This window comes from Streptomyces sp. NPDC020490, from assembly GCF_044335305.1.
GTDB lineage: Bacteria > Actinomycetota > Actinomycetes > Streptomycetales > Streptomycetaceae > Streptomyces.
Genome location: NZ_JBIRUY010000011.1, coordinates 152,070 through 172,841, shown reverse-complemented (window position 1 = coordinate 172,841; position 20,772 = coordinate 152,070). Strand labels below are relative to the sequence as shown.

Annotated in this window: 19 protein-coding genes and 1 pseudogene; 6 read left to right on the top strand and 14 right to left on the bottom strand. The window is 70.9% G+C overall.

Annotation, left to right across the window (positions count from 1 at the left end; genetic code table 11):
* Positions 1–137 precede the first annotated feature (137 nt).
* Both ACH4ZX_RS14570 and ACH4ZX_RS14565 read right to left on the bottom strand, forming a co-directional pair.
* Positions 138–932: an oxidoreductase gene (locus tag ACH4ZX_RS14570; RefSeq protein WP_398272087.1), complete on the bottom strand. Its 795-nt coding sequence runs from the start codon at positions 930–932 to the stop codon at positions 138–140.
* 92 nt (positions 933–1,024) lie between these two features.
* On the bottom strand, positions 1,025–1,600 hold the full coding sequence (locus tag ACH4ZX_RS14565) for a TetR/AcrR family transcriptional regulator (protein ID WP_398272085.1): 576 nt from the start codon (positions 1,598–1,600) through the stop codon (positions 1,025–1,027).
* Positions 1,601–1,731: 131 nt separating this feature from the next.
* On the opposite strand from ACH4ZX_RS14565, the pseudogene ACH4ZX_RS14560 reads away from it, so the two are divergent.
* Together ACH4ZX_RS14560 and ACH4ZX_RS14555 are read left to right on the top strand one after the other, a co-directional pair.
* Positions 1,732–2,004, top strand: a pseudogene (locus ACH4ZX_RS14560) (substrate-binding domain-containing protein); the annotation flags it as partial.
* 213 nt (positions 2,005–2,217) lie between these two features.
* Positions 2,218–2,373: a hypothetical protein gene (locus ACH4ZX_RS14555; RefSeq protein ID WP_398272083.1), complete on the top strand. Its 156-nt coding sequence runs from the start codon at positions 2,218–2,220 to the stop codon at positions 2,371–2,373.
* A gap of 96 nt (positions 2,374–2,469) precedes the next feature.
* On the opposite strand, the gene ACH4ZX_RS14550 is transcribed toward ACH4ZX_RS14555, so the two are convergent.
* The 9 genes from ACH4ZX_RS14550 to ACH4ZX_RS14510 form a co-directional block, all read right to left on the bottom strand.
* Positions 2,470–3,024: an RNA polymerase sigma factor gene (locus ACH4ZX_RS14550; protein ID WP_398272081.1), complete on the bottom strand. Its 555-nt coding sequence runs from the start codon at positions 3,022–3,024 to the stop codon at positions 2,470–2,472.
* A 712-nt stretch (positions 3,025–3,736) separates the two neighbouring features.
* Complete coding sequence (locus tag ACH4ZX_RS14545; RefSeq protein WP_398272079.1) at positions 3,737–4,039, bottom strand: anti-sigma factor family protein; 303 nt, start codon at positions 4,037–4,039, stop codon at positions 3,737–3,739.
* 202 nt (positions 4,040–4,241) lie between these two features.
* Positions 4,242–4,943: a response regulator gene (locus ACH4ZX_RS14540; RefSeq protein ID WP_398272077.1), complete on the bottom strand. Its 702-nt coding sequence runs from the start codon at positions 4,941–4,943 to the stop codon at positions 4,242–4,244.
* Positions 4,940–6,844, bottom strand: a complete 1,905-nt coding sequence (locus ACH4ZX_RS14535; protein WP_398272075.1) for a PAS domain S-box protein — start codon at positions 6,842–6,844, stop codon at positions 4,940–4,942. Before ACH4ZX_RS14535 ends, ACH4ZX_RS14540 begins: the two co-directional genes overlap by 4 nt.
* The gene (locus ACH4ZX_RS14530; RefSeq protein ID WP_398272073.1) at positions 6,841–7,278 is read right to left on the bottom strand and encodes a hypothetical protein; all 438 of its coding nucleotides are present in this window, start codon (positions 7,276–7,278) and stop codon (positions 6,841–6,843) included. The genes ACH4ZX_RS14535 and ACH4ZX_RS14530 overlap by 4 nt, the downstream gene beginning before the upstream one ends.
* 62 nt (positions 7,279–7,340) lie before the next feature.
* A complete protein-coding gene (locus tag ACH4ZX_RS14525) occupies positions 7,341–8,741 on the bottom strand; it encodes a hypothetical protein (RefSeq protein ID WP_398272071.1) in 1,401 nt (466 codons plus the stop codon).
* A 558-nt stretch (positions 8,742–9,299) separates the two neighbouring features.
* Positions 9,300–11,000, bottom strand: a complete 1,701-nt coding sequence (locus ACH4ZX_RS14520; RefSeq protein ID WP_398272069.1) for a glycosyltransferase family 39 protein — start codon at positions 10,998–11,000, stop codon at positions 9,300–9,302.
* A 16-nt stretch (positions 11,001–11,016) separates the two neighbouring features.
* Complete coding sequence (locus tag ACH4ZX_RS14515; protein WP_398272067.1) at positions 11,017–12,309, bottom strand: glycosyltransferase; 1,293 nt, start codon at positions 12,307–12,309, stop codon at positions 11,017–11,019.
* On the bottom strand, positions 12,306–12,803 hold the full coding sequence (locus tag ACH4ZX_RS14510) for a GtrA family protein (RefSeq protein WP_398272065.1): 498 nt from the start codon (positions 12,801–12,803) through the stop codon (positions 12,306–12,308). Before ACH4ZX_RS14510 ends, ACH4ZX_RS14515 begins: the two co-directional genes overlap by 4 nt.
* Positions 12,804–13,366: 563 nt before the next feature.
* Here ACH4ZX_RS14510 and ACH4ZX_RS14505 point away from each other — a divergent pair.
* The 4 genes from ACH4ZX_RS14505 to ACH4ZX_RS14490 all read left to right on the top strand — a co-directional run bounded on the left by ACH4ZX_RS14505 (position 13,367) and on the right by ACH4ZX_RS14490 (position 17,223).
* Positions 13,367–14,317: a S8 family serine peptidase gene (locus ACH4ZX_RS14505; RefSeq protein WP_398272063.1), complete on the top strand. Its 951-nt coding sequence runs from the start codon at positions 13,367–13,369 to the stop codon at positions 14,315–14,317.
* Between the two features lie 8 nt (positions 14,318–14,325).
* The gene (locus tag ACH4ZX_RS14500) at positions 14,326–15,390 is read left to right on the top strand and encodes a glycoside hydrolase family 6 protein (protein ID WP_398272061.1); all 1,065 of its coding nucleotides are present in this window, start codon (positions 14,326–14,328) and stop codon (positions 15,388–15,390) included.
* Positions 15,391–15,595: 205 nt separating this feature from the next.
* Positions 15,596–15,937 (top strand): DNA-binding response regulator, encoded by a 342-nt coding sequence (locus tag ACH4ZX_RS14495; protein WP_360743000.1) that lies wholly within the window; start codon positions 15,596–15,598, stop codon positions 15,935–15,937.
* Complete coding sequence (locus tag ACH4ZX_RS14490) at positions 15,934–17,223, top strand: glycoside hydrolase family 5 protein (RefSeq protein WP_398272059.1); 1,290 nt, start codon at positions 15,934–15,936, stop codon at positions 17,221–17,223. Before ACH4ZX_RS14495 ends, ACH4ZX_RS14490 begins: the two co-directional genes overlap by 4 nt.
* Positions 17,224–17,391: 168 nt before the next feature.
* Here the strand turns inward: ACH4ZX_RS14490 and ACH4ZX_RS14485 are convergent, their stop codons facing one another.
* The 3 genes from ACH4ZX_RS14485 to ACH4ZX_RS14475 all read right to left on the bottom strand — a co-directional run bounded on the left by ACH4ZX_RS14485 (position 17,392) and on the right by ACH4ZX_RS14475 (position 20,738).
* Complete coding sequence (locus ACH4ZX_RS14485; RefSeq protein WP_398272057.1) at positions 17,392–18,072, bottom strand: response regulator; 681 nt, start codon at positions 18,070–18,072, stop codon at positions 17,392–17,394.
* Between the two features lie 135 nt (positions 18,073–18,207).
* Positions 18,208–18,990, bottom strand: a complete 783-nt coding sequence (locus tag ACH4ZX_RS14480; RefSeq protein WP_398272055.1) for a phosphatase PAP2 family protein — start codon at positions 18,988–18,990, stop codon at positions 18,208–18,210.
* A gap of 431 nt (positions 18,991–19,421) precedes the next feature.
* The gene (locus tag ACH4ZX_RS14475) at positions 19,422–20,738 is read right to left on the bottom strand and encodes an FAD-dependent oxidoreductase (protein WP_398272053.1); all 1,317 of its coding nucleotides are present in this window, start codon (positions 20,736–20,738) and stop codon (positions 19,422–19,424) included.
* Positions 20,739–20,772 lie beyond the last annotated feature (34 nt).

Here is a 20,772-nt window from a genome sequence, read left to right as displayed (position 1 = left end):
AGCCGCCTGATGCCCGGGAACCAGTGGGTCATGGCTGGGGCGGTCGGCTCCGCGGCTCCTCAGATCGGCCGTCCGGATGAGCGCGGCGGGTCGGCGGTGCCGGCTCCGGGCGCCCAAGCCGAGGAACCGGCGTACGGTCAAAGGGTTTTGACGAGGCCGCCGTCGATGGTGAAGTCGGCGCCAGTGATGTTGCCGCTCCGGTCGCTGGCGAGCATCAGGGCGAGGTCGGCCACCTCGTCGGGGCGGGTGAAGCGGCCGGTGGCGATGCCCCCGATGCCTTCCACGGCTTGCTGGACGGCGGTGTCGCGATCGACCCCCAGAGCGTTCGCCAGCGTGTCGCCGATGCCCCCTTCGCCCACCCAGATGTCGGTGGTGACGGGGCCGGGAGCGATGGTGTTCACCCGTACCCCCTTCGCGGCGACCTCCTTCGACAGCGCCTTGGAGAAGTTGGTCAGTGCCGCCTTGGAAGCGGTGTAGTCGATGACACCCGGGTCCGGCAGGAAGGCGTTCACCGAACTGATCGTGACGATGGTCCCTCCCGTTTCCAGCAGGGCGGGCAGGGCCGCGCGGGTGGCACGGACGGCGCTGAGCAGATTGATGTTCAGCGTGGTCAGCCACTCCTCGTCGGTGACGGAGAGGAAGCCGCCGAGCCGGGGGACGACCTGGCCGACGTTGTTGACGAGCACGTCTATCCTGCCGAAACGGTCGAGGGCGGTGGCGACGAGCGCGTCGACGCCTTCGGTACGGGAGAGGTCGCCGGCCACGGGCACCAGGCCGTGGGACGCGTGGAGGGCGTCCAGCTCCGGGCCGGGGCGGCGGGCACCGGCGATGACTCGAGCACCCTCGTGGGCGAAGGCGCGGGCAATGGCCAGGCCGATGCCGCGGCTGGCGCCGGTGACCACGACGACCTTGTCGGTGAGGTGGAGATCCATGACTTCACTCTTTCTGGATTGAATGACAAAGAATTAAGGCGTGAGACGCCCGTGAGGGTGCCGGGACGAGGTACTGCCCGGCGAGGGCGGGATCAGTCCAGGCTGCGCATGACCGCGGCCACCGCCGACTCCATGAATTCCCGCCCGGCGTGCGCCTGGCCCATGACACGCAGCCCCTGAATGAAGGTGGTGAACAGGGGGGCCAGTTCGGCGGGTTCCTTGTCCGCGGAGAGTTCGCCGCGCACCTTGGCACGCTCCAGTGCGCCGGTGATGGTCGACTCGACCAGGCGCATCGTCGCGGACACCCGCTCGGCCGTGACCGGATCGGAGGCCCGTTCGGTGGCGGCGTTGACCAGCATGCAGCCCCGGCCGGGATCACACAGGTCGGTCTCGGCCATCGCCGTCAGGGCCGCCCGCAGGGCCGGACGCACCTCGTCGGCCGACTCCAGGTGCGCCACCAGTGCGGCGGCGTTGCGCGAGATGTAGCGCTCGAGAGCTCGCGCGTACAGCTTCTCCTTGGAGCCGAATGCCGCGTACAGGCTCCCACTGCCGATACCGATGGCGGACGTGAGGTCCTGCAGAGACGTCGCGGTGTAGCCCTGCCGCCAGAACACATCCATGGCCTTGTCGACGGCCTGGTCGACGTCGAACTCTCGTGTGCGTGCCATGTTCCGGAGCATATTTGTTCTGGATTGAACTATCAAGTATCTCGCGCCCGGTGCGGACGACCGGAGCGTCGGACGAGAGCGTCAAGGCAGGGAGTCCGTCCCGCTCAGGGCCGAGCAGACTGCGCTCCGGCCTCATGGCCGTGGGCGCGCTGCGCGTCCTGCGGGAACGCGGACGCCGGGTGCCCGAGGACGTGGCGGTCGTCGGCTTCGACGACATGGCGAAGGCGGCCGAGCCGACCGACCCGCCGCTGACCACGGTCCGCCAGGAAATCGAGGAGATGGAGCAGCTGGTGGTGCGACTGCTGCTGCGCAGCCTCGACCGGCAGGCGCCGGGCAGCAACGTCGGCCGTCCGCCGTCCTCCGTGATCATCCCTACCCGGTTGGTCCGGCGGGCCTCGGCCTGAGGTGGACGCTCGTCCGTCCGGCCGCCGGTCGTGGCCGCGGGTACCGGCCTGTCCTTGCGGGAGGGGCAGGCCGTGCGGCGGTCCGGTCCTCGGCCAGGGCGACGTCCTGCTGCCGCGCCGCGTGGAAGTACGGCAGGGGTTGTCCGGCGGCGAGTGACAGAAGATCGGGCTCGCCCGGACGCACTGGCGCAGCCGCACCTCGGATGCCGACACGTGCTGGTCGTGGACGAGCCCACCTACGCCCGTGAAGTCAGCAGGGAAGCCGAGGTGCTGGACGTCGTCGGACAGCGGAGCCGCCCCGCCGGGACGATGGAGCGGGTGGCCGGACACGGGGGCACGGCCCCGCAGGCGCCGGCCGAGCCGCCCTGATGACCGGCGCGGAGCGGGTGCTGCGGGCGGGCACAGCGGCGGGGTGCACCGCACCGGGGCGAGTGGTCCGGGACGCAGGTCCGGTCCGGCGCCGGGTCACATCCTCCTGCTGTTCGGCTTCGGTGCGAGTCCGGCCGCGACGAGCTGGGTCCTTATGCGCTTGCGGGCCCGGTGCAGCCGGCTCATCACGGTCCCCTCCGGCACGCCGAGCACCTCGGCGGCCTCCGCGTAGCTCAGCCCGCCGATGTCCACCAGCCGTACGACCTCACGGTGCTTGTCGGGCAGGGCGGCCAGCGCGGCGCCGACCGCCTCCTCGAAGCCCTCGCCGACCACCACGTCCTCCGGTGAGGCCACCGCCCGGGCGGACGGCACGCGGTCGAGGTCGGTGTCCGGGTCGTCGAGGAGGTGGGGCCTGCGGCGGCGGTGCCGGTTGATCTCCACCCGGCGCATGATGGTCAGCAGCCAGGCGCGCGGATGTTCGCCGTCGAACCGGTCGATCGCCCGGTAGGCGCGCAACAGCGTCTCCTGCACCAGGTCGTCGGCGTCCGCGGGCTGCGCGGTCAGCGTCATCGCCACCCGCAGCAGCACCTCCACCTCGGGCAGCACGAACTCCACGAACGCCTCGTCCCGCACCTTAGACGGCTCGGCCACACTGTCTCCCACGGGCTGGTATCCCCCAGGCCAACCTGAGCATTCCACGCGGACGGACACCGCGTAACGCGGACTTCCGGCGCACGACGGAACCGGGTGCCCGCGCGCGGGGCCGGTGGCGGGCGGAGTGCCGCGAGTGGCCGCGCCGGGTGCGACCGGCACCGCGCGGCCGAGGTCCGGACGCGCCACCGCGCCGACGCCCTTGTCCGCACTGCCCCGCCGGTCCGCGGCCGGCCGGACCACCGGCCGGCGCGGGCGGGCCGGCGCGCCCGGATTCCCGCGGCGATCCGGCTGATCAGGATGGACCGGTCCGGCGGCGCGGCGGGCTGCATGAAGGTTTTCCCGGCCCTCGGCCGAAAGGGTGAACCGGCTCGCCCCGTCCCACCGGTCGGGCGGCCGCCGGACCGTGGCTTGCGGATCCGCGTGGTCGGCACGGAACACTCACCCTCCGGGTGTGGCGGCAGGAACCCGCCACACGCCCGGATGCCGCTGCCCGTCCGGCTCGGGCCGCGTCCGGCCACCGGTGCGCGGTCGGCCACCGGTGCGCGGTCGGCCGGGTCCTGCCCGACGGCCGCGGTCCGGAAGCCCGCCTCGGACAACGCCGCCTCGGACAGCGGCGCCACGGACGGCGGCGCCACGGACGGCGGCGCCACGGACGGCGGCGCCACGAACGGCCCCGGCGGGCCACCCGCTCCTGCCGTCCTCACCGGTCTCACACCCCGGTCCTGCGCCTGTGCTGCCCGTCCGCGTCGCTCTGCAGCAGTCCCCCGGCGAACGCGCGCAGCCGCTCGACCGCGTCGGGGTCCGGCTCCGGCCTGCGGGCGAGCGCGTCCTTGATCCTCCGGTAGGTCTCGGCATCCGGTCCGCAGTGGTGGCAGTCCTCCAGATGGGCCGCCACCCGGCGGGCGGTCTCCTCGTCGGTCTCCCCGTCCAGGTACGCCTGCAGGGCCCGGGCCACCTGCGTGCAGGTCGTCCCTCGGTCGGCGGGTCGTCCGCGCTTCCCCCAGATGCTCACCGCTCACTTCCTTCCGAGTGAAACGTCGGTCCGGCCCTGGTCCCGCACCGGTTCTCCGGCCTGTTCCGGCCTGTTCCGGCCGCACGGTCGACATCGTCGCCACCCGCGGCGACGTCGCCCCTGAGCGGCGTTTCGCCCACTTTAGGTGGTTTCCGCCCCGGCGGCCTTCCCGCAGGACGGCACCGGAGCCGGAACGGACCCGTCACGCTCCGTCCGGCTCCGGTGCCGCGTCCGGGGCGGGCGGGCGCAGGCCCCACTCGAAGGCCTTGGCGACCGCCTCGAGCTGGGACCGGACCTCCAGCTTCTCCAGGATTCCGCGCACATGGGTGCGTACGGTGGCGTAGCTGATGGTCAGGCGGTCGGCGATGGCCCGGTTGTCGAGCCCCTGGGTCATGAGGACGAGGATCTCTTCTTCCCGGGCGGTGAGTCTGCCCAGTCGTTCCGCGTGCTGGTCGGAGACACGGGTGGTCTCGCGATGGCGGGCGAGGACCTCCATGAGGGTGCGGGCGGGGATGAGGATCTCGCCCGCGGCCGCCGCGCGGATCGCCGTGGCGATCTCGTCGCCGCCCGCCGACTTGAGCAGGTAGCCGCTCGCGCCCGCCTCGGCCGCGGAGAGCAGGGCGGCGTCGCTGGTGTCGGCGCTGAGGAAGACGGCCACGACGGCCGGGTCGCGGGCCCGGATGCGGGCCGCGGCCTCGGCGCCGGTGCCGTCGGAGAGCCGGTAGTCGATCAGCACCACCTGCGGGGAGAGCTGCTCCGCCATGGGCACGGCCTCGGCGACGGAGTCGGCCCAGCCGACCACCGTCAGGTCGTCGTACTCGTCGAGCAGGGCCCACAGCCCCTCGGCGACGGCCCGGTGGTCCTCGACCAGCATCACCGTGACGAGGTCGGGCGGAGCCTTCATGGCTGGGTGTCCTCCGGTGCGGAGGCGCCGCCCTCCTCCGTCCCGGGCTCCGGGGGCAGTGTCTCCGCGAGCGGCACCCAGAACTCGACCGTGGTGCCCGTCCCCGGCTCGCTCTCCACCCGGCTCCAGCCTCCCGCCATCCGGGCGCGTTCGTGGATGAGGGTGAGGCCGAGATGGCCGGGGCGGGACTCCACTTCGCGCGGGTCGTAGCCCACGCCGTCGTCGACGATCCGCATCAGGCAGCCCTCTTCGACGCCGAGCAGCTGGACGCGCACCATCGTGGCCCGGGCGTGCTTGCGCACGTTCATCAGGGCTTCCTGCGCGGTCCGGTAGATCAGCACCATGGTGTCGACCGGCAGGGTGGCCACCATCTGGTCCTCGAACTTGTAGTGGGTGCCGGTCTCGGCGCGCATCCGGTCGAGCAGGGTCTTCAGGGCGGTGGCCAGGCTGCCGTGCTCCAGGCTGGAGGGCCGCAGGTCGAAGATGAGCTGCCGCAGGCGGCTCAGCGAGAGTTTCAGGGTCTCGTCCAGCCGCTCCGTCACCTGGAGGTCCTTCGGATCCGTCAGCCGTCTGCGCAGCTGCTGCAGGCGCAGCGCGGCCGCGGTGATGACCTGGATGGTGTCGTCGTGGATGTCGGCGGCGATGCGCCTGCGTTCCTCCTCCTGCACGTAGATGAGGTGGCTGAGCAGCGCCTGCCGGTCCCGGTCGGTGCCTTCCAGGAGTTCCAGGCTGCGTTCGAGGACGAACTGGGCGCGCTGCACCTCGGTGATGTCCCGGATGGTCAGCACGGTGAACACGCCCTCGGCGGTGCGCAGCGGGCTGATGCTCACGTCGGCCGGGAACTGCTTGGAGTCGTGGCGCCGGCCGACCAGTTCCACGCTGTGCGCCATCGGTTCCTGGCGCGGGCCGGTCCAGTCGCGCAGCGAGACGGCCAGCGCCTGGTCGGGCAGCAGTACGTCGATGCGCATGCCCAGCAACTGCTCACGGCCGTAGCCGAACATGGTTTCGACACGGGGGCTGGCCTGGACGATGCGGCCCGCCGCGTCCACGACCACCATGGCGTCGGGAGACGACTCGACGAGCTGGCGCAGCCGGTCACCGGTCACGCCCGCTTCGCTCAGGTCCGTCACGTACACCACGTACCGGGGACGGCCGCCGCGCAGCCGGCCGCCGCCGATCCGGGCCGGGAACTCCGAGCCGTCCCGGCGCAGACCCCGTATCGCGGGCGCGAGCTCCGGTCCGCCGGCCGGTCCGGTGACGGGGAGTTCGGGCAGCAGGTCCCGCAGCCGCTTGCCGCGCAGTTCGGCCGTGCTGTAGCCGAACATGTGCCGGGCCGGCGCGTTGGCGAGTTCGATCCGGCCCTGGGCACCGGTGACGAGCACCGCGCAGGGGGCCTGTTCGAGCACGTCCAGGCAGGCCTTCTCCTCGATGCGTACGGGCGCGGTTCCCGCCCCGGGCACCTGCGGCCGGTGGGCGCGCCGCAGGGGGACCAGGCAGGCCTCGGCCAGCTCGACCGGGATGCTGAACTGGTCCCGGGCGGCCCGGCTGACCGCCTCCAGGATCTCCTCCGCGGGCGCGCCCTTGACCAGGTAGCCGACGGCCCCGGAGGCGAGCACGTCGGTCACGGTCTCCCGGTCCGCGTACGCCGACAGTGCCAGGATCCTGGTGTCCGGTGCCCGTTCGCGGAGGGTGCGTATGGTGGCGGGGGCGTCCCCCTTGGGCATGTGCACGTCCAGGACGAGCACCCGCGGGTGCGTCTCGCTCACCGCCGCGACCGTCTGCGCGTGGTCGACGGCCAGCCCCACCATCTCGAAGGCGGGATGGGACCGGACCAGGTCCGCGAGCGCCTCGCGGACCTCGGCGTCGTTGTCGGCCACCATGACGGTGATGCGGTGGCTCATGGCTGCCCGCTCCTTCCGCACATGGTGTCCGACAGGAGGCGGGCGCCGAGCCGGTCGGGCCGGCAGACTTCGAGCGACGGCATGACGGCGGCGACCGGGGCGATCAGGACGTCGTAGTGACCGCCGATCCTGTCGCAGACGGCGATCGCCATCACCGCGTCCCACACCGCGGCCCAGAACGCCCAGTCGTGCCTCTGGTGGTTCAGCGCCGTGTCCAGGGCCGCCCGGCGGGCGGCCGAAGCCGCCACCAGGATGCGGTAGCGCTCCTCCTCGGTGGTGGTGCGCCGCACCTCCGCCCACGCCTCCGCGCGGGTCTGGCTGGAGGTCTGCCGCCACAGGCCGGCCACCCGGTCGATCTGCTGCGCCGACAGGTCCTCGATGCGGGTGAGAAACTGCAGGACCCCTCGGGTGTTGGGCCCGAAGACGACACTCATGGTGCTCTCCTTGCGAGTCTGCCGCTCCGCCGGCTCCGGGCCGCTCGTCCAGCCCGCCCGGCCTACTGCCCCTGCCCCTGCTGTCCCTGGTTCTGCCCCTGGTTCTGGCCTTGGTTCTGGCCTTGGTTCTGGCCTTGGTTCTGGCCCTGGTTCTGGCCCTGGTTCTGCTGGCCGCCCCGCTGGGCCGAGTTGACGGACGCCTTGGTCACGCCGCCGCTCTTGCTGCCGACGAGCTTGAAGCTCACGCCTCCCTCGTCCGCCTTGGTGATCTGGTAGGAACCCACGGCCTCCGCCGCGCCCTTGTCGTTGACCTGGAAGGTCGCGATCTTCCTCGCGTCGCCGTTCGGGCCGCCGGTGAAGACGGTCACGTTCTCCCTCGGGGCGAACCCGGTGACGTAGAAGCTCACCGCCGTACCGGCCTTGCCGGAGTATGTGCTCGGCTCGGCGGCCGGCGTGTAGGGCATCACCTGGAAGGCGGAGCGGACCACGGCGCGGGTCCGGTCGCCCATCGCGGTGAGGCTCTGCGTGCCCTTCAAACCGAAGGGTACGTCGAAGGCGACGGTTCCGGACCTTCCGTTGGCGTCCGCGTTGGCGGTGAAGGCGGGGATTCCGCCGGCGCTGTTGATGTAGAAGAGGATGCGCTCGTTGGGAGCGAACCCGCTGGCGGAGACGCTGATCCGCTGCCCGGACTTCAGGGCCCAGGGCGACGACTTGATCGTCGGGTACAGGCCCAGGACCTGGAAGGGCGCGCTGGCCGTGGTGTGGCTCTTCCTGCCGACCAGGATCAGCGTGCTGGGGCCGGTGGGGGCCACCCCGACCTTGACGTCCGCGCGGCCGATGCCGCCGGATCCGTCGGCGGTCAGCGTGGCGTCCGGCTTGCCGCTGGCGCGGCCCCAGTAGACGTCGATGGTCTCGCCGGCCCCGAAACCGCGGACGTTCAGCGACACCGAGTCACCGGGCTTGCCCACCATCTTGCTGGCCTTCACGGAACCGGCCACGCCACCCGCGACGAGCTGGGCCTCGGCCGTCTTCTCGGCGTCACGCTGCTGCGCGACCACGACGGCGCCGCTGCTGACATTCTCGGGCACGGTGATCTGGGCGTTGATCGACCCCCACTTGTCGGTCTTCGCCGACGCGATGCCCTTTCCCTCGTCCTTCTTGGCCGAGGTCTTCAGGAACAGGTCCACCATGGACCTGGCGTCGAAGCCCGCGCCCTCGACGGTGGCCTTGCCGCCGGGGGTGACCAGGCCGGGGTTGACCACGATGATCGGTCCGGCCTGCCTGGGGACCCGCTGCCCGCCCAGTCTGATCGTCTTCGGCTTCTCGGAGGGCGACTCGAGCTTCTTGGACTCCTTCCCGTGCCCGGACTTGTCTCCGGTGGTGTTGAGCGCTCCGCCGAAACCGCCGCTCTTCGCGACGACCTGGACGAGGGAGCCCACGGCCACCAGCGCCACGGCGATCATCAGGAACTTCTTCCAGGTGAACCGCCTCTTCGTTCCTCCGGGTCCACCGGGGTCCCCGGGATCGCCGGGATCGCCGGGTCCTCCGGGTCCGCCGGGTCCTTCCGGTTCCACGGGCCATCCGGTCTCTTCGGATCCACCTGATCCACCGGATCCGCGAGGTCCTTCCCGTCCTGCGGGCCATCCGCTCCTTCCGGTCCCTCCGGATCCACCGGATCCACCGGATCCGCGAGGTCCTTCCCGTCCTGCGGGCCACCCGCTCCCTCCGCTCCCTCCGCTCCCTCCGCTCCCTCCGGTCCCTCCGGATCCACCGGATCCACCGGGTCCGCCGGGTCCATCCGGTCCCCAGGGCCACCCGCTCCCTCCGGTCCCACCGGATCCGCGAGGGCCATCCGGTCCCCCAGGCCACCCGCTCCCTCCGGATCCGCCAGGTCCATCCGGTCCCCCAGGCCATCCGGTTCCTCCAGGTGGAACCTGTTCGGTTCCATCGAAGCCCTCCGGTATTCCCTTTTCCCTGTGCTGGAAGTTTTCGGGCATGACGTTCACCTCCTCGGCCCGGGACTAACCGACCCGGTAGATTTGCAGCTTGATGTCGCCCTGACCGGCCTCCCAGACCTGCCTGGAGTTCTTCAGGGCGGTCAGGATCCAGTTCTCGCGGCCGTCGCTGTTGTTGCCCACCATGGACTGCCGCATCTTGTTGGACATGACGATGTAGTCGATGTTCTGCCACTTCTTGGCGAAGAGCTTGTCGCGCACATCGGGGTCGGACGAGGCATTCCAGTGGGAATGCGCGTACGGATAGAAGGGAGCGACGTCGTGGAGTTCGCTCCACAGGTCGTCGTCCATGATGATCCGCGCGTCCGCCGGCACGTGCTTGCGTATCCAGGCGACCTGCTGCTCCTGCATGCGCGTCAGGTTCAGCTTCGGCTGGTACTGGTCCGCGATCGCCACCCGTCCCTCGGTGTTGATCGTCAGCAGGTAGTTGGTGACCGGGGCGATCAGCAGTACGGCGCAGGCCAGGGCGGGCAACGCCACCCGCACCGCCGGACGGAAGCGGCGCAGCAGCCGGTCCGTCACCATGCCGATGGACGCCGCGAACAGCGGGATCAGGGGGACGATGTAGAAGTCCAGCAGCACGCTGCCGCGCACCAGGTAGAAGGTGTACGCGAGGGTGAGCGTGCCGATCACCAGGAAGCCCAGGTTCCGCTGCCGGTCCCGGAATCCCCAGTACAGCGCGGCCAGCATGGAGAACAGGCCGAGCAGCAGGAAGAGCCCGTCGCGGGGGATCCAGCTGTTGTACAGGAAGCTGCCCTGGCCGAGCAGGGAACCCTGGTTGCGGTTGAGCTGCCACCACAGGGTGTAGAGCAGGGACACGTGGTCGGCCGGCGGGTTGTTCAGGTCGAAGTCGAAGCCGCTGGGCAGCAACTCGTTCTTCAGCACGGCGTACAGGACGTAGCCGCTGACCGGGACCGCCGTCGCGAACGGCCACAGCGACTTGGCGAACCGCCGCTGCGTGGAACCCGACACCCTGCGGTGCAGCAGGTACACCAGGGTGGGCACGAAGAAGATCGCGTTCTCCTTGGTGATCAGCGCCATCCCCAGCGCGGTCCCGGCGCCCAGCGCGTGGCGGATCCGCATGTCGCGGCCGAGCAGCAGGTACAGGCTCAGCAGCACCCAGAACATCATGAGGTTGTCCAGCAGGACCTGCCGCTGGTAGTAGACGGCGATCGGCGAGACGTTGTAGAAGAACGCGGTCACCGAGGCGGCCAGGAGGCTGCCGGACAGCCGCCGGACGATCTCGAAGAGCAGCACGATGCCGGCGAGGTGGACCAGCAGCATCAGGACCCGGCCGGTGTTGATCGCGTTGCCGAACGTCTCGAACTGGTTCGGCAGCGGGAAGGCCCAGCCCGCGAGCTGGATCCAGCCGCCGGGCGCGTGGTCGTAGTCGTAGGTGTACGGCGACAGGCTGGTCTGCCGCACCAGCGACCACGCCCGCTGCATGTAGATGCCCTCGTCGGTGAGGTACAGCGGATACTCGAACAGGTGCCAGCCGTGCGTGACGAGGCCCGTGAGTACGGCGGCGCCCAGTGCGATCTTCCCGCCGGCCCCCAGCGGGGGGAACCGGCCCGGTGTGACGACCGACTGCGGGGCGCGCCGCCGAGGCGCCGGGGCCTGCCCGGCGGCCCGTCCGGAGGTCTGTCCGCTGGTCTGTCCGCTGGATGCGCGTCCCTTGTCGGGGACCACGACCAGCCGGGGCCTCATCGAACCCCGTCCCGGCTCACGCGACATGGGAGTCCGCCTCCGGTGGCTCGGTCCGGTGGGCGCCGACGTGCTGCGTCTTCTCCCAGTCGCTGCGGCCGGCCATCTGGCGACGCATGGCGCGGATCGCCGCGTAGGCGAGGACGAGCTGGTACGGGTACCAGGCGACGGCCATCTTCAGGACGGCCATCGGCGACCCCTTCAGCCCGTGGGCGTCGGTGAACTCGTACAGGCCGACGGCCTGCGTCACGAAGTGCGCCACCAGCATCAGCACGGGCAGCCAGGAGACGAGCGCCACCAGCACCGGGACCTTCAGGAAGAACATCATGCCGAGGGAGACCAGCAGGTACACGCCCAGCAGCGCCTGTCCGTGCGGGAACGCCAGTACGTAGAAGGAGAGCCAGCGCTGTTTGCGGGTGGGCATCTGCTTCCAGGTCCCCTTGCGCAGGGTCTGCATGAACCCCTGGCTCCACCGGGTGCGCTGCCGGACGAAGTGACCGAGCGTCGGCGGGGTCTCCTCCTTGGTGACGTAGCGGTCGTCGTAGACCACGCGTACGCGCTCCCCCGCGACGGACACCCGCAGCCCGAGGTCCGCGTCCTCGGTGAGGTTGCGGTCGTCCCAGCCGCCCAGGCGCACCAGCAACTCGCGTGCGAAGAACACCGTGTTGCCGCCGAGCGGGATGGCCCCCTCGAGGGCGTGGTAGTGCAGCCGGCTCTTGAACCAGAAGAAGTACTCCAGGACGTTCAGGGAGGAGTACCAGGTGGACTGGTAGTTCATCAGCTGCACGCCTGCCTGGACGACCCTGACCCGGTCCTGGAGCATCACCGTGTTGACCAGGTTGAAGATCGCGGGGTGGATGTCGTCCTCGGCGTCGAAGATGGTCACCACGTCGTGACTCGTCTGCGGCAGGGCCGCGTTGAGGCCATGGGGCTTGTTCACTGGCTGGTCGTCGAAGACGACGACCCCGACGTTGTGCACCCCCTCCCGGCCGAGTTCGGAGATCTTCTCCTCGGCCATGCCGATCGTGCCGGTGTCGTCCGCCGAGCAGATCACGAAGACCTCCAGCAGCTCGGCCGGATAGTCGGCGCGCACCACCCGCTCGATGGTGGTCTGGATGACGTCCTCTTCGTGCCGGGCCGGCAGCAGCACGCTGAAGGACAGCCGGGGCGGCAGGAACTCCTCCGGCGCCCTGGCCCTGTCCTCGGCGTCCTTCTGGTCCCAGGTGTAGAGCATCAGGTACAGGACGTGCGCCGACTGCGCCGTGAGCAGGACGGAGACCGTGACCAGCACGGTGTACAGAACCGCGGTCATCGGATGCTCCCCCGGGTCCCGTCCCACACCCACAGGGCGCTGGAGACGTAGTTGACGGTGAAGGCGGCGCCGATCGCGAGCAGGTTCGCCACCACGAGGTGGACTCCGCCGTGCACCAGGATCCACAGCACGAGCACGTTGACCCCGAGCCCGGTGAGCATGGACACGTTGAACTTGCCGAACCGCTTGAGCGACGGAGCCCGCGCGGCGAAGGTCCACCAGTCGTTGAGCAGGTAGTTGTTCACCACGGCGACTTCGACGGCGACGGCCGAGGCCGCGAGGAGCGGCAGCCCCAGCGGGCCGTGCAGGACGTACAGCACCGCCGTGTTCACGACCGTGCCCACACCGCCGACCACCGCGAACCGGAGGATCCGGCTCTCCAGCAGCGCCCTGGCCCGCGCACCCCAGGCCGTGGATGCGGCATTTCTCGGGGACAGTTCCGCCTCCGCTCGTGGTTCGTCGGTGTGCACGGGCACCGTTCGGAAACAGCGCATATCGGCTCCTCCAAGCGGGAGACGCCCCGACTCCACGCGGCGGGACATCACACACCAGCCTGCGCTCAGGAGCAGGCGCGGACATCACATAAACGGGTGAGCGCGATGGCCCCGTTCTGGGGAGGCGTCGCTCCCCCATTCGGGGGATGTACCACTGCCTGCCGAAAGAGGGGGGAGCCTGTTCCCTCACCCGAAGGGGGGAGCGCCTCCTCCCCCGTTGGCGGGTGCAACGCCCTTCTCCCCCTGCGGAAAGTGGAGCGCGCAGGGATGTCCCGGCCCGGCCCTCCCGGTGGGAGCGGCGGGGCCGGGACCACCGGGCCGCCGGCCCAGTCTCGGCGGCCCGGCCCATGGCCCAGCAGCAGAGGTAGGTGCCTCATATGGCCGGTCGTTCCAACGCACGTTCCAGGCTAGCCGCCCGCGCCGGAGCAGCCGTCGCGGCGACGGCTCTGGCCGTCCTCTCGGGCACAGCCGCTTCGGCGGGCTCCGGAGGGCTACGCGATTCCGAATGGGCGTTGCACGCCCTCAAGGCCGACCGGGCCTGGGAGACCTCCAGGGGGGAGGGCGTGACGGTAGCGGTGATCGGCACCGGCGTCGAGGCCTCCCATCCCGACCTGCGGGGCCGCGTGGTCAGGAGCAAGGACGTCAACGCCACGCACGACGAGGGGTCCGCCCCGGTACAGGGCACCCACGCGGCGGGCGTGATCGCCGGAACCGGCCGCAACTACGGCGGCGACGGCCTGGTCGGGCTCGCTCCGGAGGCGCGCATACTCCCCTTCCGGGTCTACCGCGACAACACGGCCCTGACCGCCGCGACCGCCAGGGCGATCATGGACGCCGCGCGGCAGGGGGCCGGGGTCATCGACGTCACCGTCGGCTTCCGCCGCCCGAGCGACGACCTCAGGACGGCCGTCAAGTTCGCGGCCGACCGGGACGCCCTGGTCGTGGCCGGTGCGGGCGACACGGGCGGGAAAGGGAACGCGGTGACCTACCCGGCCGCCTATCCGGAGGTCCTCTCGGTCACGGCGGTCGACAAGAAGGGCACGGTCTGGCCTGACTCGCACCGCGGCAAGGACGTGGACCTGGCGGCGCCGGGTGTCGACATCCTGACCACCGCCAGGAGCCACGACTACTGGACCGGCACCGGCACCGGGTTCGCGGCGGCCTGGGTGGCGGGCTCGGCCGCGCTGCTGCGCTCCGACCACCCGAAGTGGACCGTCGAGCAGGTCACCCGGTCACTGACCGAGACGGCCACCGAGCGGGGCAAGGCGGACTGGAACGCGCGGTACGGCTGGGGGACCGTGGCCCCCGCGGCGGCGCTGTCGCGGCGTGCCGCCCCGTCCGGCTCCGACGCGGCCGCGCCGGCGAACGCCCAGGCGGCGGGCATCGGCGTCCGTCACGCCTCCGACACCGGGCCGATCCTGGTCGTGCTGGCCGTGGCCGCGACGACGCTCGTCCTGGCCGTCGCCGCCTGGTTCCTGATCCGCCGCAGCGTCACCGCGTCGGACGACGAATGACGACCCGGTTGAGCGAGCCCGCCCCCGAGCGCGCGCGCCCCGAAACACCGGCCCCGGGGCGCGCGCTTTCCCGTCCGCTGGGGGTGCGGCTGACGGCTCTGCTGGCCTCTCTCGGCCTGCTCGTGGCGGTCGCCGCGGCAACGGCCGCGCCGTTCCTCCCGGCCCCGGGCACCGGGGCCGCCCCGCCCCGCGCCCTGCCGGAGCCGCGTCTGCCCGCCACGGCCCGCCTCTACACCGCCCCGGACACCCCGGCCGCCGGCTGGGTGCGGGAACACGCCGACGACCCCCGGGCGGCGGTCATCCGCAAGCGCATCGCCTCCCGGCCCCAGGGGACCTGGTTCACCGACGCGGATCCGTCGCAGGTGGAGAGCCAGGTGCGCGCCGTGGTCGGCGCGGCCCGGGCGCGGGGCGAGCTGCCGGTCCTGGTCGCCTACGCCGTGCACCGCCGCGACTGCTCCGGGCACAGCAGCGGCGGCACCGGTGATCTGGCCGCCTACCGTGACTGGATCAGGGGCTTCGCCCGCGGGATCGGCGCCACGCGCGCGCTGGTGGTCCTCGAACCGGACGCCCTCGCGCTCGCCGACTGCCTCAACGCCCGGGAGCGGAAGATCCGCTTCGCGTCCCTGTTCTACGCGGGCCAGGTGCTCCGCCGCGACGCCCCGGGCGCCAAGGTCTACTACGACGCGGGCAACTCCGGCTGGCAGCCCGCCCGGACCATGGCCGACCGGCTCAGGCGCGCCGGTGTCACCCGCTACGCGGACGGCATCGCGCTGAACGTGTCCAACTTCAACCGGACCCGTGACGAGATCCGCTACGGCCGCTCGGTGCTCCGGGAACTGGACAGCACCCGCCTGACCATGGTGATCGACACCAGCCGCAACGGCGCCGGTCCGGCCCGGGGCCACCACGCCTGCGATCCGGCGGGCCGGCGCCTGGGACGGGCCCCGACGACCGACACCGGGGTGCGCGGCGTCGACGCCTACCTGTGGGTGAAGCCGCCGGGACAGGCCGACGGGTGCGCGGCGGCCGCGGGGACCTTCGACGCGCGGTACGCCTACCGGCTCGCCCGATAACCGGACATAAACCCCACATCATCACCTTCAGCACATAACTCATATAAGTAACCAAACGGCCGAATTCGGTCTACTTCAATTGAGGTAGACCGAATTCGGCCGTTTAGCGTGCATGGAATTCGACCGGTCGCAGGAAGATTTGACCAGAACTCTTTTCCTAGTGTCGTGGGCAACGCAGCAAGAAGTCCGAAGGAGCCCACCGCCCATGAAAAGAGTTCTCGTCGTGGAGCCTCATCCGCAGGTACGGGCGGCCCTTTCCGATCTCGTAGAGGACGAGCCCGGATGTGAACTCGCGGGGGCCTTCACCACCATCGCCGAGGCAATGCCACTGGTCAGTGAGCTAATGCCGGACGTGGTCCTGATCGACGCGGACACGCCGGACCGGCAGGCCCAACGACTCGGCGAACTCCTTCCCACGGCATTTCTGGTCTTTATTTCGACCGCCACCGAGCCGTGTGAAGAGTGCCCGGAGCCGTCGGCAAAAACACCCGGCATCGGCATCCTCAAGTCCGACGTAATCGAATTCCTCAGGAGTCTTACCTCATGAATTCCCCCCTGGGAAAGAACAACGACTCGACCAATCCCATGCCCGAATCCGCGGCCGCTGAGAAGAAGCCGGGTCGTGGTCGGCGGCGGCTGGTGCTGAGCGTCACGGCAGCGGCTGTCACGGCCGCCGCGATCGGCGGAACCGTCACCGCGTTTACAGTGGATTCCGTGAGCGGCTCCGCCAAGAAGGACACCGTTTCCGGGGTGCACGGCGCACTGCACACCAAGGGTGGCGACATCGTCGACGCCAACGGCAAGAAGGTGGTGCTGACCGGCGTCAACTGGTTCGGCCTGGAAACCGGCACGTTCGCGCCGCACGGACTGTGGACCCGCAACCTCGACTCCATGGTCGATCAGATGGTCGACACCGGGTTCAACACCCTCCGGCTGCCGTACTCCAACGAGCTGTTCGACGCCAAGAGCAAGCCCAACGGCATCGACTTCAAGCAGAACCCCGACCTCAAGGGCCTCAACGGCCTGCAGATCATGGACAAGGTCGTCGACGCTGCCACCAAGCGCGGGATGATGGTCATCCTCGACCAGCACCGCCCGGACCAGTACGGCCAGAGCGAGCTCTGGTACACCGAGAAGGTCCCCGAGAGCAAGTGGCTGTCCGACTGGAAGATGCTCGCCGAGCGCTACAAGAACAACGACAAGGTCATCGGCGCGGACCTGCACAACGAGCCGCGCGGCCAGGCCACCTGGGGTGACGGCAACCCCAAGACCGACTGGAAGATGGCCTCCGAGAAGGCCGGCAACACCATCCACTCGGTCAACCCCGACTGGCTGATCTTCGTCGAGGGCAACGACAACTACAAGAACGAGACCACCTGGTGGGGCGGCGAGCTGCGGGGCGTCAAGGACCACCCGGTCAAGCTCAAGGAAGCCAATAAGGTCGTGTACTCCGCGCACGACTACGGGCCGGGCGTCTACAACCAGAACTGGTTCATGGACAAGGACTTCCCGAACAACATGCCCGCCTTCTGGGACAAGCACTGGGGCTTCGTCAAGAAGGAGAACATCGCTCCCGTGCTGCTCGGCGAGTTCGGTGGCCGGAAGAGCGCCGGCAAGAGCACCGAGGCCGTCTGGCAGCAGAGCCTCATGCAGTACCTGAAGAAGAACGGCATGAGCTACACCTACTGGTGCTGGAACCCGGACTCGGGTGACACCGGCGGCGTTCTCCAGAACGACTGGAAGACGCTGGACCAGGGCAAGAAGGACCTGCTCTCCGTCTACCAGGAGCGACTGCCGGCGGCGAAGAAGACGGCGGATTCCTCGCAGCGGTAATCGCGGCGACCCCCTTCACAGCGGTGATCCACCGCACACCACCGGGTGACCGGTGAGCGTGAGAGGCCGCGGGCATTCGTGCCCGTGGCCTCTCAGCCGTACCCGCCCGCTTCCGCGGCGCCGCCGCACGGGCGGCGTCGGCCGGGGCGGTGCGGCTGGACGCCTCCGTCACGCCGACCACGGGTAGTCGTCCACCGCGACGAGACCTTGGGCGAGTTCACCGGACGGCACGAGCCCCAGCCGCAGGGCGTGGGCGACCGCCTGGGTCCGGCTGTGCACGCCGAGCTTGTCGAAGATGTGGCTGACGTACGTCTTCACGGTCTGCTGCCCTATGCCCAGCTCGCGGGCGATCTCCTTGTTCGCCTTGCCGCGGGCCAGCATGACCAGTACCTCGGACTCGCGCTCGGTGAGACGCTCCGGCCCGCCCGCGCCGTTGACCTGGTCCACCAGGCGGGCGACCGCCGCGCTGGAGACGTACGTCTTGCCCGCCGCCGCGGCCTTCACCGCGTGCCGCAGTTCGTCGGCCTCCGCGTTCTTCAGCAGGAAACCCGTCGCGCCCGCCCGCACCGCCGCCATCACGATGCCCCCGTCGAGCGCGCTCGTCAGCGCCACGACCCTGACCTCGGGCAGTTCCTCGCGGATCTGCTCCGTGGCCTCGATGCCGTCCATGACGGGCAGCATCAGGTCCATCAGCACCACGTCCGGGCTCAGCTCCCGGGCCAGGCGAACAGCCTCCCGGCCATTGGTCGTCTCACCGGCCACCGCGATGTCACCGTCAAGGCTCAGGAAGTCCCGCAAGCCCTGCCGGACCACCGCATGGTCCTCCGCGATCAGAACATGCACTGCCACTGATGATCTCCGTTGTCGAGCACCGGCTCGAGGCGCCACCACGACTGCTGCGCGGTACGTGCCCGCGGCCGACACGGCCGGCATCGTCCCTGCTTTCCCTCCACTTCCCAGCCAACAGGGAACATGAACGGATTTTTAGGACATACCGGGAACCCGCGGCGGCCCGCGCTCATTCCACACCCGGGGATGCGAGGCGAGCGCCGCGCCCGCGGAAGACGGCGCGGCCCGGCACAGCGCCGCGCGCCCGCAGGCCCTCGGCGCCCCGCCGGCCACGGCCGCCACGGGGGCCGGCCACGGCACGGGAGCGGGCCGCGGCCGCTCGCGGAGCCTGCCGGCCCATACGGTCAGACGCTCGGCGAAGCGCTCGCAGAGCGGCAGCGCCAGCAGCACCAGCGCGCCGGCGATCCAGCCGCCCAGGGCGTCGCTGAACCAGTGGTAGCCCTGGTAGACGGTGGTCAGCCCGACCGCGAGGGCGGCCAGCGCGGCCAGCGCCCCCGCCGCTCTGCGGCGGCGCGGGGCGAGGTGGGCCAGCGTCCCCCACACGACGACGCTGTTGGCCGTGTGCCCGGACGGGAACATGTCGCCGCCCCGGAAGAACTCGGGGGATCCGAAGGCGTGCGCGTAGTCGGGCCCCACGCGCCCGGTGCCGAGTTTGACCGCGCCGACGCTCACATTGAGCAGCACCAGCGCGGCCAGGAGGACCAGCAGCGGGCGCGGGTCCCGGCTGCGCCGGAAGCCCCACCCCAGCCACGCCGCCGCCACGGTCGCCGTCGGACCTCGCTGCCCCGCGACGACGAGGACGCCCAGCAGCCCGGCCGGCTGCGGCCATTGCCGGTACGGCCGCCACATGGCCACGCGCCAGTCGAACTCCAGCAGGGGCGACCGGGTGAGCACCGCCGCCAAGACGGCCGCGTACATCCCGGCCGCGAGTGCGAAGAGGGCCGCCGTGCGCCCGCCGCCCCCCGGCCTCCGCCGGCGTGCACGCCGAACGGAACGGTACGACGGAAGGGAGCCACGCACTCCTGGGACGAACAGACCCCGTCTCGGGGGAAGGGGCATGATGCCCATATCGCACTCCCAGCCCCTCGGGAATTCCGACCGTGCGGCCGGAATCCGGATGCGGCGCGATGCAACGGCACATACAGGGAATTCGGCATCACATATCGGGAATTCCCGTTTTGCCAAATATATCCTCGGGGACCGGTGGCGACCACACGGCCGCCTGCGCCGTAGCGCCGCCCGACGGCCCCCGCCCCGGCCGGCCACGCGGGGAGCGCGGCCGGCCGGGGCGGGGATGCGCGCGGCCGGGTTGGCGGGTGCGCGCATCCGGCCGGGAGGGGAGGCGCCGCTCAGGACGCGCCGCTCCCCGTCGCCGTCAGCGGTGCGCCCTCCGGGTCGTCGACGACCGCCGAGGACAGCGGGATCGGCGTGAACATGGGGGGCTCCTCGTCCGGCGTCAGCGCGGTCGGGCCGTAGACCCAGTCGGTGAAGGAGTAGTCGTAGGTGTCCCGCGCCCGCATGATCGCGTTGCGCTGCAGCCGTGGCGTGCCGTCGAGGTGCCACAGCTCGCCCCAGACCCGGCCCGTGCTCTGCACCCGGCGGCAGTGCTCCACCCGGACCGCCTCGTACGCCACCAGCGCGGCGTCCCAGTCGGGCCGGGCGCCCGCTTCGGCGGCCCCGGTCAGCCGGGCGTAGTGCTCGGCGAGCACCCAGCCGTCCTCGATCGCCATGATCGCGCCCTGCGCCATGTACTGCAGCGGCGGGTGGGCGGCGTCGCCGAGCAGGGCGATGCGCCCGTGCACCCAGGTCTCGATGGGGTCGCGGTCGAACATCCGCCACCAGCGGTCCCGCCACATCAGCGGGATGCCCTTGCGCACGGTGTCGCAGGTCGCCTCGAAGGCCGCGTCCAGTTCGTCGGGCGTGCCCCAGTCGTCCTGGCCGGCCAGGGCCTTGGGCGACTCGAACACGGCGACCTGGTTGAACATGTCGCCGCCGCGCAGGGCGTACTGGACGAAGTGGCAGCGGGGGCCGATGTAGACGGTGACGTCCTTCTCGGCGACGCCGTTGTCCCGGACCTGCTCGATCGGGACGGCGGCGCGGTAGGCGACGTAGTTGGAGCTGACCACGTCGTCGCCGACCAGCAGGCGGCGGGCCACGGAGTGCAGTCCGTCGGCCGCGATGACCAGTTCGGCGGCCTCGACGCGGCCGTTCTCGAGGAGGACCCGGGCGCCGTCCCCGGTGTTCTCGTAGCCGATGACCGTCTGGTCGGTCAGCAGCTCGACGCCCGCGCGCTCGCAGGCGCGCAGGAAGATGCCGTGCAGGTCGCTGCGGTGGATGACCATGTACGGGAAGCCGTAGCGGCGTTCGAGGTCGCGCAGGTCGAGCCGGGTCAGTTCCCGGGAGTCGAGCGCGTCGCGCATGACCATGTTCTCGGGGACGACGCCGAGTTCCTTGGCCTCGTCGAGCAGGCCGTACTGGTCGAGGATGCGGGTGCAGTTGGGGCCGATCTGCAGGCCGGCGCCCACCTCGCCGAACTGCGGGGCCCGTTCGAGGACGCGCACGCGCAGTCCCCGGCGGGCCAGGGCGAAGGCGGAGCTGAGGCCGCCGATGCCGCCGCCGACCACGAGGACGTCGGGCCGCCCGGCGGGGGTGGATTGGGGTTTCATGATCTGTTCCTTCGGTCGCGGGGCGGGCGGGCCC

Coding starts and splice junctions, on each gene's coding strand:
- ACH4ZX_RS14530 (WP_398272073.1), bottom strand. CDS start 7,278: ATGAGTGTCGTCTTCGGGCCCAACACCCGAGGGGTCCTGCAGTTTCTC.
- ACH4ZX_RS14480 (WP_398272055.1), bottom strand. CDS start 18,990: ATGTACGCGGCCGTCTTGGCGGCGGTGCTCACCCGGTCGCCCCTGCTG.
- ACH4ZX_RS14525 (WP_398272071.1), bottom strand. CDS start 8,741: ATGATCGCCGTGGCGCTGGTGGCCGTGGGCTCCCTCGTCCAGGTCGTC.
- ACH4ZX_RS14520 (WP_398272069.1), bottom strand. CDS start 11,000: ATGAGGCCCCGGCTGGTCGTGGTCCCCGACAAGGGACGCGCATCCAGC.
- ACH4ZX_RS14540 (WP_398272077.1), bottom strand. CDS start 4,943: ATGAAGGCTCCGCCCGACCTCGTCACGGTGATGCTGGTCGAGGACCAC.
- ACH4ZX_RS14570 (WP_398272087.1), bottom strand. CDS start 932: ATGGATCTCCACCTCACCGACAAGGTCGTCGTGGTCACCGGCGCCAGC.
- ACH4ZX_RS14510 (WP_398272065.1), bottom strand. CDS start 12,803: ATGCGCTGTTTCCGAACGGTGCCCGTGCACACCGACGAACCACGAGCG.
- ACH4ZX_RS14515 (WP_398272067.1), bottom strand. CDS start 12,309: ATGACCGCGGTTCTGTACACCGTGCTGGTCACGGTCTCCGTCCTGCTC.
- ACH4ZX_RS14475 (WP_398272053.1), bottom strand. CDS start 20,738: ATGAAACCCCAATCCACCCCCGCCGGGCGGCCCGACGTCCTCGTGGTC.
- ACH4ZX_RS14495 (WP_360743000.1), top strand. CDS start 15,596: ATGAAAAGAGTTCTCGTCGTGGAGCCTCATCCGCAGGTACGGGCGGCC.
- ACH4ZX_RS14565 (WP_398272085.1), bottom strand. CDS start 1,600: ATGGCACGCACACGAGAGTTCGACGTCGACCAGGCCGTCGACAAGGCC.
- ACH4ZX_RS14490 (WP_398272059.1), top strand. CDS start 15,934: ATGAATTCCCCCCTGGGAAAGAACAACGACTCGACCAATCCCATGCCC.
- ACH4ZX_RS14535 (WP_398272075.1), bottom strand. CDS start 6,844: ATGAGCCACCGCATCACCGTCATGGTGGCCGACAACGACGCCGAGGTC.